The organism is Nonomuraea sp. WAC 01424 (assembly GCF_003947315.1).
Classification (GTDB): domain Bacteria; phylum Actinomycetota; class Actinomycetes; order Streptosporangiales; family Streptosporangiaceae; genus Nonomuraea; species Nonomuraea spiralis.
The window spans coordinates 262,297-278,489 of the sequence record NZ_QHHZ01000003.1; the positions used below are offsets into that span (position 1 = coordinate 262,297).

Consider the following 16,193-nt stretch of genomic DNA (forward strand, 5'->3'; position numbering starts at 1 on the left):
GTCTCTCCTTCAATCCGGTCAGGAACGTACGAGTCTGGCGATGGCATCCGAGGCCTCCTTGACCTTGGCGTCGGCCTCGGGCCCGCCCTTCAGGGTCGCTTCGGCGACACAGTGAGCAAGATGATCTTCGAGCAGCGACAGGGAGAACGACTTCAGCGCGCTGGTCGCCGCCGACACCTGGGTCAGGATGTCGATGCAGTACTTGTCGTCCTCGACCATGCGCTGCAGCCCGCGGACCTGCCCTTCGATGCGGCGCAGGCGCATCGCGTGGTCCTGCTTGCCGCGTGCCTGTACGGCCATGGCCACCCCTCCCATCGGGTCGTTGCCGTTGAGAACACTATACCCCCCTATGGTATTCCCGCCACCCCTCCTTACCCCCGCCCTTCGATCCGACGACATAAACGCAGGTCAGACGCTTACACGTCGAGCCTCACGGCTATACCCCCCCACGGTTGGACGGCAGGGCCGGTCCGCGCAGACGTTCTCCGTACCGAATTTCAGGGCTCCGACCAGCAGGTTTGTCGTGACGGCCGGTTTTCGGGGGCATCCGGACTTGACAGATACCCCATGGTGGTATTGATTGACCATCGCCCCGCATACCCCCTACTGGTATGCGAAAGCCCAAGTTCCCCGCCTCCTGCGCCCCCGCGCATGCGGCACAGATCCATCATGCCGGTACCCCCTACCGGTATCGGCACCGTGACTGGAGACAGCTCATGTCTGGACCATCCCCCCGGCGCTGGACCGCCCTGGCCCTGATCGCCACAGCCCAGTTCATCGTCATCATGGACACGTCGATCATCGGCGTGGCCCTCCCCCGCATCCAGGAGGACCTCGGGTTCTCCCAGGAGAACCTGTCGTGGGTGTTCAACGCCTACGTCGTGGCCTTCGGCGGACTCCTGCTGCTCGGCGGGCGCCTGTCGGACCTGTTCGGCGCCCGGCGGCTGTTCGGCGCCGGCTGGCTGATCCTGCTCGCCGGCTCGCTGGTCGCCGGCATCGCCCCCGAGGTGTGGGTGGAGCTGACCGGCCGCGCCGTCCAGGGCATCGGCGCCGCCCTCATCGCGCCGTCCGCGCTCACCCTGCTGATGATGTTGTTCGGCCACGACCCGAAGGAGCTCACCAAGGCCCTCGCCCTGTACGGCGCGGCGGCCCCGGCGGGCGGCACCGCGGGCGTGTTCCTCGGCGGCGTCATCACCGAGTACCTGAGCTGGCCCTGGGTCTTCTACATCAACATCCCGATCGCGCTCGTGGCGCTGTTCGCCACCGGTCCCCTCATGCCCGCGGGCCAGTCCCAGCGCGGATCCATCGACGTGTTCGGCGCGCTGACCGTCACCGCCGGCCTCGGCGCCGCCGTGTACGCGATCGTCCGGGCGCCCGAGGTGGGCTGGGGCTCGGCGGAGACCTGGCTCGTGCTCGGCGCCGCCGTCGTGCTGCTCGGCGCGTTCGTCGCGATCCAGGCGGCCCGCCGCGAGCCGCTGATGCGCCTGTCGATCTTCCGTACGCCCAACCTCGCCGCCGCCAACCTGACCCAGCTCCTGCTCGGCGGCGCGTGGATCCCGATGTGGTTCTTCCTCAACCTCTACCTGCAGCAGGTGCTCGGCTACAGCGCCTTCCCCAGCGGCGCGGCACTGGTGCCGATGACCGTGCTGATCATGCTCGGCATGATCGTCCTGGCTCCGCGCGGCATCAACAGGTTCGGCCCCAAGACGATGACGGTCACCGGACTGGTGCTGCTCACGGCGGGCATGGCCTGGCTGTCGTTCATCAGGCCCGAGGGCAACTTCCTCGTGGATGTCCTGCCCGCCAGTCTGGTGGCCGCGCTCGGCATGTCGATGGCCTTCATCCCCTCGCTGGGCACGGCCATCTCCTCGGCCCGGCCCGAGGAGGGCGGCCTGGCCTCCGGCATCGTCAACACCAGCTACCAGGTGGGTTCGGCGCTCGGCCTGGCCGCCATGACCGCCGTCGCCGCCGCCAACGGCGCGAACCAGCTCGGCGACCTGCCGGCGCTGACCGACGGCTTCTCCTCGGCCTTCGTCGGAGCCGCGGCGATCGCCCTGGTCGGCGCGCTGATCGCGGCGGCCACCCTGCGCTCCCGCACCGGCGCCACCGTCACCGCCGAAGAGGTCAAGGCCTGACGCGGCCGAGGCCGCCCCTCACGCAAGGAGAATCACATGTCCATCCCGATCCTCATCGCCTACGACGGTTCGGCCGGCGCCCGGCACGCCGTCGAGGAGACCGCGCGGCTGTTCCCCGGCGCCTCCGCCGTCGTCCTGTACGCCCGCCCGCCGCTGGAGAGCCTCGCGGCCCACCTGGAGGGCCACGCGCTCCTGGAGGACCTGCGGGACATCGACGCCAAGACCTACGACGCCTCCGAGCGGCTCGCCGCCGAGGGGGCCGAGCAGGCCCGCGGTCTCGGTCTGAAGGCCGAACCGCGCGTCGCGTCCGTCCCGGAGGAGGTCGCCGCCGAGGCCATCGTCGACGTGGCCGAGGAGATCGACGCCGCGCTGATCGTGCTCGGCTCCCGAGGACGGCAGGGCGTCAAGGCCCTGCTGACCGGCAGCACGTCCACCAGGGTCATGCACTCCACCGGCCGCCCGACCCTGGTCATCCCGTCCAGGCCGCTGGCCGCCGCCCGTCGCGAGGCCAGACGGTTCACCGATCGCTGAAGCGACCACGCCCCGGCTCCTACGAGCCGGGGCGCGCTTGTCTGCTCTGAACCTCCCGGAGACGGCGTGCGTACCTCCTCCTGAGCGGCGATCCCCGGATGCCGGCCCGAATGGTGAGCACCACTTCTCGGCAAACGGCTTAGGAGCATCCCGGACTTCTGTAGCATTTCGCGTCAGGCCGAAAATCTACGAGGAGGCATAGTAGTGGGCATGGCGGCAGGGTCCGGACGTATCGCGATGACCGTGACACTGGCGCTGGCCGTCTGGAGCGCCTTCCCCGGCGCCGCGGCCGCCGCTCCCTCGCCCGCCAAGGTCAAAGCCGATCTGGTGAAGCTCAACGAACGCGCCGACCAGGTGGTCGAGCAGTACAACCAGGCCACCGAGACCTACAAGACGGCCAAGAAGAAGTACGACGTCCTGAACACCGAGGTCAAGAGCAAGGCCACGCTGGCCGACGCATTACGCGAGGACCTCGTCACGGCGCTCGTCGGCGACTACCAGTCGGGCCCGTTCACCGGATGGCAGTCGTTCGCCTTCAAGGGCGACCCCGAGTCGGCGCTCGGCAGCATGGCCTCCTTCGAGGCCATCGCCGCGGACAGGGCCGCCAAGCTGCGCGCCTACGAGGCCACCACGAAGGCCCTCCGCGACCGGCGCGACGCGGCCCAACGCCTCCTGACCGAGGCGAGCACCGCCCGCGACCGGGTACGCGGGGAGCGGACCAAGGTCGAAAAACTCATCGCCCGGCAGACCAAGCTGCTGCGCAAGCTCAACGCCTACCGGGCCGGCAACCCCACCAGCTCCGGCATCCCCTACACCGGCCCGGCCTCGGGCAACGCCCGCCGCGCCCTCCAGTTCGCCTTCGCCCAGATCGGCAAGCCGTACCGGTTCGGCGGCACCGGACCCGGTTCCTACGACTGCTCCGGCCTCACCCAGGCCGCCTGGCGGGCCGCCGGGGTCTCGCTCCCCCGTACGACGTGGACCCAATGGTCGTGGGGCGCCGCCCGCAAGGTGCCCCTGAACGCGCTGCAACCCGGCGACCTGCTCTTCAGCAAGGGCCTGGGGCACATGGGCATGTACGCGGGCAACGGCAAGATGGTCCACGCCCCCCAGACCGGCGACGTCGTCAAGGTGGTCGACCTCGACGACTACTGGCGCAACCGCCTCCTCGGCGCCGTACGCCCGTAAGCGGCAACCCCCGGTCACGGGCACCGGCTACTTGGCCAGATGGCGTGAGATGACCAAACGCTGGATCTGGTTGGTGCCCTCGAAGATCTGCATGATCTTGGCTTCGCGCATGTACCGTTCGACGCGGAACTCCCTCGTGTACCCGTAGCCGCCGAAGACCTGGACGGCGTCCGTCGTGACCTTCATGGCGGTGTCCGTGGCGATCAGTTTGGCCACGCTGGCCTGGCGGCCGTAGTCGAGGCCGGCGTCGCGTCGCCGGGCCGCGTCCAGGTACGTCGCCCGCGCGCTGTCCACCCCCGCCGCCATGTCGGCGAGCAGGAAGCCGAGGCCCTGGTGGTCGATGATGCGCTTGCCGAACGTCTGCCGTTCCTTGGCGTAGGCGCCGGCCTCGTCGAGGGCGGCCTGGGCGAGGCCCACGGCGCAGGCGGCGATGCCGAGCCGGCCGGAGTCGAGGGCGCTGAAGGCGATCTGCAGGCCCTGGCCCTCCTCGCCGATCAGCCGGTCGCCGTCGATGACGGCGCCGTCCCAGTGGGCGCTGGTGGTGGGCACGGCGTGCAGGCCCATCTTCTCCTCGGGCCGGCCGAACGTCAGCCCCTCAGCCGCGCCGGGCGCGAGGAAGCAGGAGATCCGGTCACCGGTACGGGCGAACAGGGCGTAGAAGTCGGCGATGCCGCCATGGGTGATCCACGCCTTGTTGCCGGTGATCCGGTAGTCGCCGGCCTCGGTGCGCTCGGCCCGGCAGGTGAGCGCGCCCGCGTCCGAGCCCGCCTGCGGCTCCGACAGGCTGTAGCCGCCGACGATCCGGCCGGCCAGCATGTCGGGCAGCCAGCGTTCGCGCTGCTCGGCGGTGCCGTACGTGGCCACGGGGAAGCAGGCCAGCGTGTGCACGCTCGTCGCCACCGCGACCGCCGCCCAGCGCGCGGCCAGCTCCTCGATCACCTGGAGGTACACCTCGTACGGCTGGCCGCCCCCGCCGAACTCCTCCGGGTAGGGCAGCCCGAGCAGCCCGGCCGCGCCGAGCGTCGCGAACAGCCCCTCCGGGTACGTCTCCGCGCGCTCGTGCTCGTCGACCCGGCGCGCGAGCTCCTTGTCGGCGATGTCGCGGGTCAGCTCGATCAGGTCCTTGGCGTCCTGGTCGGGGAGCAGGCGGTCAACGGTCACGGCGACTCCTTCGGTGCGGCTTCGGCGAGGCGGGCCAGGGCGGCCGCGGCGCGCTCACGGAACTCGGCGACCCGGGCGAGCTTGATGTCCTCGTACCCGCGGATCGACTCGGGGAGGCCGGCGAGCTCGGCCACGGCGTCGATCGTGCCGGGGGTCAGCCGGGCGAGTGCGGCGCGCATAAGATCACGATATTCGGTGACGAGTTCCCTTTCGACCCGGCGGACCTCCGCCTGGCCGAACACGTCGAACGCGGTCCCGCGCAGCACACGCGCGGCACGCAGGCCGCGGAACAACACCGGCGCGCTGCGGCGCAACCGGATCTTGCGCTTCATGCCCATGGCCCGCAGCAGCGGCGGGTGCAGCATCACGGACACGACCGCGTCGGGGCCGTACTCACGGTCCCGCCTGGCCTGCTCGGCGGGGTCGAGGTGCAGGCGGGCGACCTCGTACTCGTCCTTGTAGGCCATGAGCTTGTGCAGGGAGCGGGCGTAGGCGAGCCCGACGCGCGCGCCGGCCTCCTCCCCCGCGCGACCGACGGCCTCGGCGACCACGCGCCGGACGTCCTTCTCGTACGTACGGGAGTAGGTCTCGTTCTGGTAGCCGGCCAGGTCCGCCACCCGCAGGGCCAGCGTCTCCTCCAGGCCGGGCGCGGGCCGCTCGGCGGGTTCGGCGAGCACGGCCCGGCGTACCGCCTCACGGTCGGCGACGGCGGCGCGGCCCCAGCGGAAGGCCGCGAGGTTCTGCTCGACGGCGGCCTTGTTGAGCCTGATCGCCGCCTCGATCGAGGCGGCCGAGACGGGCAGGCAGCCGTGCTGGTACGCCGCCCCGACCAGCAGCATGTTGGCCGGCATGTGGTCCCCGAACAGCGCCTCGGCCAGTTCGTGGGCGTCGAGGTAGAGGTTGTCCGCGCCCTCCGTGGCCGACTCCAGCCTGACCACGGCGTCGGCGGAGGAGCCCGGCACGGCCACCCGTCCGGTGACCATGGCGGCGGTGGGCACGACGGAGGTGTTCACCACGGCGATCGTCCGGCCGGGCGCGGCGACGGCGAGGTTGGCGTCGGCGGCGGCCCCGAGCAGGTCGAACCCGAGCAGCACGTCGGCCGTGCCGCGCGAGGCGCGCACCGAGCCGTCGACGGGCCGCTTGGCGATGCGCACGTCGCTGACGACCGGGCCGCCCTTCTGCGCGAGCCCGGTCTGCTCGATGCCGGCGGCGTGCAGGCCGTCGAGGTGGGCGGCCATCTGGAGGATCTGCGAGACCGTGACGACCCCGGTGCCGCCGATGCCGGGCATGCGGATCAGCGTCTCGGCGTCGCCGTCGAGCCTGCCGACCGGCTCCGGCGGCCGCACCGGCAGGGACGGCGCCTCGCGCGGGGCCCTGGTGCCGGGCTCGACCAGCAGGAACGAGGGGCAGTCGCCCTTGAGGCAGCTCAGGTCGGAGTTGCACGACGGCTGGTGGATGCGGGTCTTGCGGCCGTACTCGGTCTCGACGGGCTGTACGGACAGGCAGGTCGAGACGTCGCCGCAGTCGCCGCAACCCTCGCAGACGCGCTCGTTGACCACGACCTTCGCCGTGGGGGTCGGCAGCTTGCCGCGCTTGCGCAGCCGCCGTTCCTCGGCGGCGCACTTGTCGTCGTGCAGCAGGACGGTCACGCCCTCGAGCGCGGCCAGCTCGCGTTCGACGTCGGCGAGGTCGTCGCGGTGGCGCACCGACGCGATCGGCGCCAGCCGCACCCCCCGGTACGTCTCCGGCTCGGGTGTGGTGATCACGATCCTGCGCACGCCCTCCTCGGCCAGCGAGCGCGTGAGCGCGGGCACGTCGAGCCGCCCTTCCGCGCGCTGGCCGCCGGTCATGGCGACGGCGTCGTTGTAGAGCAGTTTGTACGTCATCGTCACCCCGGCCGCCACCGCGGCCCGCACGGCCAGGGAGCCGGAGTGGTGGAAGGTGCCGTCACCGAGGTTCTGCACGAAATGCCGGTCCCGGGTGAACGGCGAGAGCCCGATCCACTGAGCCCCCTCGCCGCCCATCTGGGTGATGCCGACCTGGTTGCCACGCCCGTGCCCGTCGAGGGCGATCATGGCGTGGCAGCCGATGCCGACGCCGACCAGGGTGTCGTCGGAGGTGCGGGTGGAGGAGTTGTGCGGGCAGCCGGAGCAGAAGTAGGGCGTGCGCGCGGCGACCATCGGCAACATGCGGCGCGGCCGGGGCGCGGAAAGGCGGGTCTGCTGGCGCGGGAGCCGGTCGGGGCCGAGGCAGGTGGCCAGCGCCTTGGCGACGTCCTCGGCGCCGAGGGTGCCGCGGGCGGTCAGCAGGTCCCGGCCCGAGACGGCGGGCGCGCGTTCGCCGCCGTAGAGCGCCTGCTTGAGCTGCCCTTCGAGGAACGGCACCTTGTCCTCGACCACCAGCACCCGGTCGAGGTCGGCGGTCATGGCGGCCAGGTCGGCCTCGGCCAGCGGGAACGGCATCCCGAGCCGGATCAGGCGCAGCCCGAGGTCCTCGGTGGCGCTCTCGTCGAGCCCGAGATCGTTCAGGGCCCGCAGGACCACCGCGTACGTGGTGCCGGAGGCCAGGATGCCCAGCGTGGCGCGCGGCGCGTCGCGCATGACGCGGTTGAGGCCGTTCCTGCGGGCGTAGTCGCGGGCGAGTTCGAGTCTGCGGGTGAGCAGGTCGTACTCGGCGTCCAGGGCGGAGGGGCCGACCAGGATCGGCGACTTGCCGCGGTCGGCGTGGTCGGGCAGGGGGATGCCGTCGCGCAGCGGGCCCAGGTCGACGGTGGCCGAGGCGTCGGCGATGTCGGCGACGATCTTCAGTCCGGTCCACAGGCCGGTGGCGCGGGACAGGGCGACCGCGTGCAGGCCGAACTCGATGATCTCGCCGACCGAGCCGGGCGCGAGCAGCGGCATCGACAGGCTCTGGCACATCGGCTCGCACGAGCTGGGCACCGTGGAGGACTTGCAGCCGGGGTCGTCGCCGATCCAGGCCACGGCGCCGCCGAGCGCGGCGGTGCCCGCCATGTTGCCGTGCCTGATGGCGTCGGCGGCGCGGTCGAGGCCGGGGTTCTTGCCGTACCAGAAGGCGGTGACGCCGTCGTGGCGGCGGCCGGGGACCTGGCCGAGGAGCTGCGTGCCGGCCACAGCGGTGGCGGCCAGCTCCTCGTTGAGGCCGGGACGGAAGACGACGCCGGCCTCGTCCAGGAAGCGGGCCGCGCGGCCCATCTCCAGGTCCACGCCGCCCAGCGGTGAGCCCTGGTAGCCGGAGACGAAGGCCCTGGTGTCCAGGCCGCGTTCCCGGTCCAGGCGCCGCTGTTCGAGGGTCAGCCTGACGAGCGCCTGGATGCCGGAGATCAGCACCCGGCCGTCGGGCGCGGCGTACTTGTCGTCGAGCGACACGGTCGCGCTGTTCACGCTCACGCGAACCTCCTGGCGGGCAATGCGTTGGTGGGGATTCACAGCACAGCAACGGAGAGCTACTGTGCGCAAGTATCAGACGCGAAAGCACAACGAAGACGCAAATAATGTGAGCCGGGCGTTTCTAGGACAGAAGATCTTTGCGTCACTCAGGAGGTTTCTCACATGCCGGACATCGATGACATCGACCACCAGGTGCTCCGGCTGCTGCGCGAGGACGGCCGCCGGACCTTCTCCGAGATGGCCGACCAGGTCGGGTTGTCGGTGGCGGCGGTCAAACGGCGGGTGGACCGGCTCAGGGAGATCGGCGTGATCACGGGGTTCACCGTGCAGATCGACTACGCCAAGCTCGGGTGGGGCATCGAGGCGTTCACCGAGCTGCGCTACCCGGGGACCACGCCGGTGAGCGAGATCGTCCGTACGGCGACGGACGTGCCGGAGGTGCAGGCGGTGTTCACCATCGCCGGCGACCCCGACGCGCTGATCCACGTACGGGTGCGCGACCTCGGGCATCTCCAGCAGGTCATCGACCGCCTGCGCAGGGCCGGGAACGTCACCGGCACCAAGTCCCTCCTCGTCCTCGGCTCCTGGACCCGCGACGCCCTCGCCTGACCCGCCCCACGACAGCCGCCCCGGGGTGAGCGGAGAACCGTCACCCCACCCGGCAGGAGACCGTGGGCCAGGTCCGGTTGCCGTTGTGCTGGATGGTGAAGCCGAAGGTGTTGCCGTTGCCGTTGGGCCGCATCGTCATGACGTTGCCGGTGCCGTCCCAGGTCGGGGTGCCGTTCCAGGTGGCGATGATCTTCTGCGGGCTGCGTACGGTCACGGTGACGATCCAGGAGTTCGTGCCGGAGACCGTGACCGAGAGGTTGAAGCGGTCGCTCCACTGCTGGCCCGCGGAGACCGCCGCCGTGCAGGTGCCGCCGCCGGGCGGCGGGGAGGAGGGCGGGGTGGTCGGGCCGCTCCCGTCGGGCGCGATCACCCTGCCGGTCACCGGCGAGATCATGCCCGCGCACATGTTACGGCTGCGCAGGTTGGCGGCGATCTGCGGGATCGCGGCGATCGTCGTCGCGTAGTTGTCGTGCATGAGGATGATCTGGCCGTTCTGCAGCCTGCCCGCGGCCGCGACGATCTGGGCGGTGCTCGCGCCGTTCCAGTCCTGCGAGTCGACGTCCCAGATGATCTCGGTCAGGCCGAGTTGCTGCTCGACCGACTTGAGCGTGGCGTTGGTCTCCCCGTACGGGGGCCGGAACAACCTCGGGGCCGTACCGGTGGCCTGCTGGATCGCCTGCTGGGTGCGCTGCAGCTCGGACTGGATCTGCGACGTGCTCATCTGGGTGAGGTGGGGGTGGGTCCAGCTGTGGTTGCCGATCCACATACCCGCGCTCTGCTGCGCCCTGACCAGGGCCGGGTTGTTCTGCGCGTTCTGGCCGACGTTGAACATCGTGGCCCGCAGGCCGTTGGAGGTCAGCGCGTTGAGCAGGCTGGAGGTGGTGGCGGGGTTGGGCCCGTCGTCGTAGGTGAGGCCGACGTAGCCGCCGCCGCAGTCGGCGGCGGCGTTCGAAGGGGCGGTGGCCCAGGTCAGCGCGAGGCCCGCGGCGAGCGCACAGGCGGCGCCCAGGACGAGCAGCTTTCTGATCATGGTCTTGCCTCCAAGGCGGGGAGGTACGCGAAGCTCGATCGTGAGTGTGAAGAGCGTCCCGAAACATGTCAACACATCACAGAAACTTTCAGCTCCGAGAAATAGAGACACCCGCTCCACGCTGCACGCTCAGCATCCGAAAGTTTCGGGCGAGAGAAAGCTTCAGGCCGCTATCCCGGCCCATACGTAGATTTCCCGATGTTTTGCCTGCCCGATGTGCCTACTGTCGGCCCCATCCGTCGCCTTCCGAGCAAGGTGGGTTCATGCGTGCGCTGACCGTCCTCCTGTCCGGGCTCCTGCTGGCCACCACCCTCCATTCCCCCGCCGCCGCCACCACCGTGAAGAAGCCAGGTCCCGTCGTCCCCGACGTCGTCTACCAGCGGGCCGACTTCGCCGCCGGAGCGGGAGAGGGCACGTCCGCGACCGACGGGCTGTCGTTTGCCTCCGCCGCCGGCACCACGTCCTACACCGACGCCCTCGGCACCAAGACCTGGGAGTACGCCCGCTGGACCGGCCCCGAGCGCACGGTAGGCTTCCCCGCCACCGAGCTGATCGCCTCCTGGACGGCCGACGTGCCCCGGGGAAGCTGGCTCCAGGTCGAGGCCAGGGCCAGGAACACCGCCGGCCTGAGCAAGTGGTACGTACTGGGCCGCTGGTCCTACGCCGAGGGCGACATCCTGCGCACCTCGGTGCCCGGCCAGGGCGACGCGGACGCGTCCGTCGCCGTGGACACGCTGGTCGCGGCGGCCGGGCGGCAACTGTCGGCGTACCAGCTCCGCCTGACCCTCTACCGCACGCCGGGCTCGGCCGTGACGCCGCGGGTGCGCACGCTCGGCGCGATGGCCTCGAACGTGCCCGAACGCAAGACCGTCCTGGTCAGTCCGGGCGGCGGCGCGTGGGGCGTCGAGCTGAACGTCCCGCGCCGCTCCCAGAACGTGCACGCCGGCCACTACCCCGAGTGGGACGGCGGCGGCGAGGCGTGGTGCAGCCCGACCTCGACCACGATGGTGCTCGGCTACTGGGACAAGTGGCCGAGCGCCGAGGACACCTCCTGGGTGGACCCGTCGGACCCGAACCCCGAGGTGGACCACGCCGCGCGCTACACCTACGACCACGCCTACCAGGGCGCGGGCAACTGGCCGTTCAACACCGCCTACGCCGGCCGGTACGGCCTGGACGGCTTCGTCACCCGCCTGCGCACCCTGACCGAGCTGGAGCGCCTGGTCAAGGCGGGCATCCCCGTGATCACCTCGCAGTCGTTCAAGAAGGGCGAGCTGCCCGGCGCCGGCTACGGCACGGACGGCCACCTCATGGTGATCGTCGGCTTCACCGCGACGGGCGACGTGATCGCCAACGACCCGGCCTCGTCGAGCAACGACACCGTCCGCCACGTCTATCCCCGCGCCGCCTTCGAGAACGTGTGGCTGCGCAGCACCAGCAGCGGCGGCGTCGCCTACGTCATCCGGCCGGCCGGCCGCGCCCTGCCCGCGACGACGCCGGGACTGCCCGCCAACTGGTGACTCAGTCCAGGACCGGGTAGTTGGCGCGGAACACGCCGTGCGGGTCGCGCGAACGCTTGATCTCGCGCAGCCGGGCGAGCGTGGGCTCGGGGAACGCCTGCGCCGCCCGCTCGCCCGGCGACAGGAACGTGTACGGCTTGCGCCCGCTGACCCGGTCCCCCAGGGCGGCGACGACCGCGTCCTGCTTGGCCCGTACGGCCCGGGTCAGTTCGGGGCTGATCCCGGGCCCGAGCAGGTAGAGCAGGTACGGCTCGGTCAGCGCTCCCCCGGCGCCGCCCCCGGGCCGGGCCAGCGCGCCGCCCAGGTGCCTGATCTGCATGGTGACCAGCGGTTCGACCGGCTGGGCCAGCAGGATGTCCGCGGTGGCGGCGTCCAGGCCGGTCAGCAGCTCGGTCCGGGCCAGCGCGGGGGCCGGGTCGGTCGGCTCGGCGGTGATGGCGCCGAGGTCGGCCGTGGCCATGGCGGCCCGGGTGTCGCTCAGCACGCCGTCGATCTTGCCCAGGCGGCCCAGCAGGTCCTCGGCCTCGCCCGCCTCGCCCAGGTAGGCCAGGTCCACGGTCACCATGGGGGGCGCCTTGGGGAACTGCACCCGGTTCAGCCACAGTGACAACTCGGGCGGCGCGTCGGCGGTCAGCTCGCGGAAGGCCGCGAACACCTCGGCCTCCTTGTGGCCGGGCCACATGACGCGGCCGCCGTACAGGGCGCGTTCGGCGTACAGGTCGAACTCGACGGCGGTGACCAGCGCGAAGTCGCCGCCGCCGCCGCGCAGCGCCCAGAACAGGTCGGGGTCGGACTCCTCGGTCACCCGTGCCGGCCGGCCCTCGGCGTCCACGACGTCGAAGGCGCGCACGCTGTCGGCCGCCCAGCCGTACCTGCGGCTGAACCAGCTCAGGCCGCCGCCGAGGGTGTAGCCGGTGACGGTCACGGTGGGGTTGCTGCCGGCCAGGCCGGTCAGGCCGTGCCGGCCCGCCTCGGTCAGCACCGTGCCCCAGTTCACGCCCGCCCCGGCGCGGGCGCCCTCCTCGCCGGGGTGGATCTCCAGCTCGTCCAGCCGGTCGGTACGCAGCAGGATCACGCCCTCGGACGTGCCGCTCGCGCCGTGCCCGCGCGGCTGGGCCGAGACCGTCAGCCCCTCCTTCCGGGCGTGGCGGACCAGGGCGGCCACGTCACCGGCGTCGGCGGCCTCGACCACGGCGGCCACCGGCTGGTCCACGGTCAGGTTCCACGCCCTGGCCGCCGCCTCGAAACCCTCGTCGCCGGGCAGCCGGACGCGCCCCTCGACCGCGGTACGCAGCTTGTCGTACGTCATCGCTCACTCCTTCATGAAGACTCACCCACCTGACGACGCGGAACCGGGAAAGGTGACCGCCTGGCCGGAAGTCACCTGTGAGAAGGCGGTCGGTGCCGCCCGTTAGGATGCCGCCATGGTCGCCCCTCGTCGTCGCTCAGCCGCCTGTATGACGAACCGGCGCGACGAAAGGTGACCGATGAACGCGCAAGCCGAGCTGGCCGAGCACTTCGACCGGACCAGGGCCCATCTGCGGGCGGTCGCGTACCGCATGCTCGGGTCGGCCGACGAGGCCGACGACGCCGTCCAGGAGACCTGGTTGCGTGCCGCCCGCGCCGACGCGGGCGAGGTGGCGAACGTGCCCGGCTGGCTGACCACGATCGTCGGCCGGATCTGCCTCGACATGTTGCGCGCCCGCGGGCGCAGGGACGAGCACCTCGTCGAATCGGAGCGGTTCGACCAGGTGAGCGTCCATGACGGCGATCCCGCCGACGAGGCGGTGCTGGCCGACTCGGTCGGGCTGGCCCTGCTCGTGGTGCTCGACACGCTGAGCCCCGCCGAGCGGGTCGCCTTCGTGCTGCACGACCTGTTCTCGGTGCCGTTCGGCGAGATCGGGCAGATCGTCGAGCGCTCCCCCGCCACGGCCAAGAAGCTGGCCAGCCGGGCCCGTCAGCGGGTCAACGGCACGCCCGTCCTGCCCGCCGCCGACCACGCCAGGCAGCGCAGGCTCGTGGCCGCCTTCCTCGCCGCGGCCCGCGCCGGCGACCTTCAGGCCCTGCTCGCGGTGCTCGCCCCCGACGTGCTGCACCGGTCCGACCTGCCGGGGTCGGCCGGGGAGCGGCGCGGGGCGCGTTCGGTGGCCGAGGGCACGCTCGCCGGCGCGGACGGCGCGCGCCTGGCCGGGGTGCTGCTCGTCGACGGCGTGCCGGGCATCGGCGTGCTGCGCGAGGGCCGGCTGTTCCTGGTCCTGCGGGTCACGGCGGACGGCGACCGCATCACCGGGATCGAGATCGTCTCCGAGCCCGCCCGCCTGGCCGCCCTCGGCCTCGCCCTCGACGAGGGGGTGTCCCCGGCGGCCTGACCCGGGCGGGGGCGGCCGGGCCGGTCACTGAAAGAGCGCGTTCACCTGGGAGTTGGCGGCCGGGAGCGCGGTCTTGGAGTCCGCGGTGCCGAGCAGGACCGACGAGATCGCGGCGTCCATGATCTCGTTGATCTTGTCGGCGTTGTCGGTCACCGGCAGCAGGAACGTGCCGCCCGCCGCCTTGGCCTCGTCCACGAACGGCTGGACGTCGCGCCCGGCCGCCTTGTGCGCGGCCAGCGCCTTGTCGGAGGCCGTCGTGATGGCCGGCAGCACCTCGGTCGTCGCCGCGACCAGGTCCTGGCACTCCGAGGAGCCCACGAACCTGACCCACTGCCACGCCTCCTCCTTGTGCTTGGTGCCGGCGTAGATGGCGTCGGAGACGCCATTGATCGGCGACCTGCGTCCCTGCGGCCCCTCGGGCAGCGGCGCGACGGCCAGGTCGAGCGTCTTGTTGTCCAGGTACGGCTTGGCCATCCACGACCCGGCCATGACCATCGCAGTCTTGCCCGACTGCAGCACCGCGTCGCCGCCGAGGGCCGACTGCTTGTCGTACGGGGGCGCGTACCCCTTCTTGATCAGCGAGGCGAACCAGTCGATCGTCTCGGCCAGCTTGGGGTCGTCGTAGAAGTACTTGCTGCCGAACGGGTTCTTGTCCAGGTACTTGAAGCCGTTGCCGGCCGCGAACCCGGCCCAGCCGGTCTGGCCGAGCGCGCCGGTGTTGTAGTCGGGCGCGATGCCGTAGACGGCCACGTGCTCCTTGTCGAAGGCGGGGTCGGTGCCCCTGCGGCCCTCGGCGTCCACGGTCAGCGCCGCGATGGCCTTCTCGAACGTGCCGCCGTCCTGCGGGTTCCAGGTCCAGTTCCCGAAGGAGGCGGGGTCCAGCCCGGCCTTCTTGACCTGGTCCTTGTTGTAGAAGACGCCGATGGTGTCCCAGTCGAGGGGCAGGCCGTAGCGTTTGCCGTCGCGTACCCAGATGTCGGCCAGGCCCTTCTGGTACTGGCCGAGGTCCACCTTGTCGCGGGCGACGAACTCGGAGATGTCCAGGAGCTGGTTGTTCTTGGCGAACTGCGGATAGTAGGCCACCGAGTCGCGGAACACGTCGGGGGCCGTACCGGAGACGACCTGCGTGGTCAGGTTCTGCCAGTACTGCGCCCACGCCACCGAGCTGAGCTTGACGGTGATGTTCGGGTTCTTCTTCGTGAACGCGTCGGCGCACTGCTTGTACGCCGGCACCTGGCTCTCCACCCACATCATGTAGCTGAGCTCGACGGGCCCGTCGCTCTTCCCCGAGGACGACGAGCAGGCGGAGGCGGCGAGGGTGAGGAGTCCGGCGAGGGTCGCCAATGCTTTCCTGGACATGGGGGTCCTTACTTACTTGATGCCGGTGAAGTTGAGCGAGTTGGCCAGCCGCCTGCCGAAGACCAGCAGGAGCAGCAGGACGGGGATGACGGAGAGGGTGGAGCCGGCCATCAGGCCCGTCCAGTCGGGGCGGGCGTTCGGCGACTGCTGGAGGAACACCCCGAGTGCCACCGTGAGCACCCGGTTGTCCTCCTCCTGGCCGACGAGCAGCGGCCAGAGGTAGTCCTTCCAGGCGTACACGCCGTTGATCAGGGCGATGGTGATGAGCGGCCCCTTCGACATGGGCAGCGCGACCCGCCAGAAGACGCCCCACACCCCGGCGCCGTCGATGACGGCGGCCTCCTCGACCTCGCGCGGCAGCGACAGGAAGAACTGCCGCAGGAAGAAGACGGTGAACGGGGTCATCAGCAGGATCGGCGCCACGAGCCCGGCGAACGTGTTGAGCAGCCCCAGGTTGCGGACGAGGGCGAAGTTCGGCAGCAGCGTGAAGATCGGCGGAACCATCAGCGCCGAGACGAACACCGAGAACAGCGCCTCCCGGCCGCGGAAACGCAGGCGGGCCAGCGCGTACCCGGCCATGGCGCACGACAGCGTCTGCACGGCGACCACGACCGTCGTGTAGATGACCGAGTTGCGCAGGTAGAGCACGAAATCGAGGGACGCGCCCGAGCCGCCCGCCGCCTGCGCCTCGGCGATGGTCGACAGGCCGAGGACACGTTTGAAGTTCGCCCAGGTGAAGTGCTGCGGGAAGAGCGAGAAGTTGTCGGAGAAGAGGTGGTTGGCATCCGTGAGGGCGGTCCGGACCATCCAGTAGAACGGGAACACGGTCACCAGAACGGCCAGCCCCAGCACGGCCCAGGCCACGATCCTGCCGGTACGCATGACGC

At 71.2% G+C, this 16,193-nt stretch carries 13 protein-coding genes; 6 read left to right on the forward strand and 7 right to left on the reverse strand.

Translation table 11 applies throughout. The annotated features are described in order from the left end of the window. Positions 1-18: 18 nt before the first annotated feature. On the reverse strand, positions 19-300 hold the full coding sequence (locus tag DMB42_RS10580; protein WP_125633169.1) for a metal-sensitive transcriptional regulator: 282 nt from the start codon (positions 298-300) through the stop codon (positions 19-21). Positions 301-716: 416 nt separating this feature from the next. Here DMB42_RS10580 and DMB42_RS10585 point away from each other — a divergent pair, with 416 nt between their 5' ends. The 3 genes from DMB42_RS10585 (at position 717) to DMB42_RS10595 (ending at position 3,851) form a co-directional block, all read left to right on the forward strand. Then, positions 717-2,135, forward strand: a complete 1,419-nt coding sequence (locus tag DMB42_RS10585; protein WP_125633171.1) for an MFS transporter — start codon at positions 717-719, stop codon at positions 2,133-2,135. Positions 2,136-2,171: 36 nt separating this feature from the next. Further along, entirely contained in the window at positions 2,172-2,666 is a 495-nt protein-coding gene (locus tag DMB42_RS10590) for a universal stress protein (RefSeq protein ID WP_125633173.1), read from the forward strand. 210 nt (positions 2,667-2,876) lie between these two features. Next, positions 2,877-3,851, forward strand: a complete 975-nt coding sequence (locus DMB42_RS10595; RefSeq protein ID WP_260477612.1) for an NlpC/P60 family protein — start codon at positions 2,877-2,879, stop codon at positions 3,849-3,851. 27 nt (positions 3,852-3,878) lie between these two features. Here the strand turns inward: DMB42_RS10595 and DMB42_RS10600 are convergent, their stop codons facing one another. Both DMB42_RS10600 and DMB42_RS10605 read right to left on the reverse strand, forming a co-directional pair. Beyond that, a complete protein-coding gene (locus DMB42_RS10600) occupies positions 3,879-5,012 on the reverse strand; it encodes an acyl-CoA dehydrogenase family protein (RefSeq protein ID WP_125633174.1) in 1,134 nt (377 codons plus the stop codon). After that, positions 5,009-8,458, reverse strand: coding sequence for an indolepyruvate ferredoxin oxidoreductase family protein (locus tag DMB42_RS10605; RefSeq protein WP_312024723.1), 3,450 nt, complete (start codon positions 8,456-8,458; stop codon positions 5,009-5,011). The genes DMB42_RS10600 and DMB42_RS10605 overlap by 4 nt, the downstream gene beginning before the upstream one ends. A 123-nt stretch (positions 8,459-8,581) precedes the next feature. Between DMB42_RS10605 and DMB42_RS10610 the strand changes: the two genes are divergently transcribed. Continuing rightward, positions 8,582-9,028 (forward strand): Lrp/AsnC family transcriptional regulator, encoded by a 447-nt coding sequence (locus tag DMB42_RS10610; protein ID WP_125633178.1) that lies wholly within the window; start codon positions 8,582-8,584, stop codon positions 9,026-9,028. Positions 9,029-9,068: 40 nt separating this feature from the next. On the opposite strand, the gene DMB42_RS10615 is transcribed toward DMB42_RS10610, so the two are convergent. Further along, the gene (locus DMB42_RS10615) at positions 9,069-10,058 is read right to left on the reverse strand and encodes a polysaccharide deacetylase family protein (protein ID WP_125633180.1); all 990 of its coding nucleotides are present in this window, start codon (positions 10,056-10,058) and stop codon (positions 9,069-9,071) included. 263 nt (positions 10,059-10,321) lie between these two features. Between DMB42_RS10615 and DMB42_RS10620 the strand changes: the two genes are divergently transcribed. Further along, the gene (locus DMB42_RS10620) at positions 10,322-11,578 is read left to right on the forward strand and encodes a C39 family peptidase (protein WP_125633182.1); all 1,257 of its coding nucleotides are present in this window, start codon (positions 10,322-10,324) and stop codon (positions 11,576-11,578) included. Between the two features lies 1 nt (position 11,579). Here the strand turns inward: DMB42_RS10620 and DMB42_RS10625 are convergent, their stop codons facing one another. Next, positions 11,580-12,887, reverse strand: coding sequence for an FAD-binding oxidoreductase (locus tag DMB42_RS10625; protein ID WP_125633184.1), 1,308 nt, complete (start codon positions 12,885-12,887; stop codon positions 11,580-11,582). Positions 12,888-13,065: 178 nt separating this feature from the next. On the opposite strand from DMB42_RS10625, the gene DMB42_RS10630 reads away from it, so the two are divergent. After that, positions 13,066-13,947 (forward strand): sigma-70 family RNA polymerase sigma factor, encoded by an 882-nt coding sequence (locus tag DMB42_RS10630; RefSeq protein ID WP_125633185.1) that lies wholly within the window; start codon positions 13,066-13,068, stop codon positions 13,945-13,947. Between the two features lie 24 nt (positions 13,948-13,971). On the opposite strand, the gene DMB42_RS10635 is transcribed toward DMB42_RS10630, so the two are convergent. Both DMB42_RS10635 and DMB42_RS10640 read right to left on the reverse strand, forming a co-directional pair. Then, on the reverse strand, positions 13,972-15,306 hold the full coding sequence (locus tag DMB42_RS10635; RefSeq protein ID WP_125633187.1) for a sugar ABC transporter substrate-binding protein: 1,335 nt from the start codon (positions 15,304-15,306) through the stop codon (positions 13,972-13,974). 12 nt (positions 15,307-15,318) lie between these two features. Next, positions 15,319-16,188: a carbohydrate ABC transporter permease gene (locus DMB42_RS10640; RefSeq protein WP_125633189.1), complete on the reverse strand. Its 870-nt coding sequence runs from the start codon at positions 16,186-16,188 to the stop codon at positions 15,319-15,321. Positions 16,189-16,193 lie beyond the last annotated feature (5 nt).